The sequence below is a fragment of the Bacillus bingmayongensis genome (genome assembly GCF_000299035.1).
GTDB lineage: Bacteria > Bacillota > Bacilli > Bacillales > Bacillaceae_G > Bacillus_A > Bacillus_A bingmayongensis.
This window is the reverse complement of sequence record NZ_JH921535.1, coordinates 1,941-2,346: the sequence shown is the minus strand read 5'-3', so window position 1 is coordinate 2,346 and position 406 is coordinate 1,941. Positions and strand designations below refer to the sequence as shown.

The window sequence follows — 406 nt, the reverse complement described above, 5'->3', positions numbered from 1 at the left end:
CCAAGATTTATAGATTACTTGCAATTATCCTGAAGTTTTTGCACCAGAACCTCATAATCTGCCATTGAACAGTCTATGTAGGTTTCTATGTCTCTATCAAATGATTTTTGCGCCAGAACCAAATTTTCAAAAAATAAAAAGGTTTTTAGATATTTTTGTCGAAATTTACTATTTGAAACTTATTAATCAGGAGGAATATACATGAATATTAAACTAGATCAAGAACAAAGTGAATTAATTCTAAAAAAAACTGGAGTAACATTACAAGAGATTCAGCTTAATGGAGAAGATTTAAATCAAATTAGTTATGGTCCTGTTACTACCATGGCTCTGGGAGAAGAAGACCGCTGGTTTTAATAATTAGAGATAGATAGAGACAGGACAAATAATTTGATTGCCTGAATGA

At 30.8% G+C, this 406-nt stretch carries 1 protein-coding gene; it reads left to right on the top strand.

What is annotated here, in order from left to right:
• Positions 1–201: 201 nt before the first annotated feature.
• A complete protein-coding gene (locus Y7E_RS33415; RefSeq protein ID WP_017150362.1) occupies positions 202–357 on the top strand; it encodes a hypothetical protein in 156 nt (51 codons plus the stop codon).
• Positions 358–406: the final 49 nt, after the last annotated feature.

Excerpts from the sequence above, each read along its gene's own strand:
- Y7E_RS33415 (WP_017150362.1), top strand. The coding sequence starts at position 202 with ATGAATATTAAACTAGATCAAGAACAAAGTGAATTAATTCTAAAAAAA.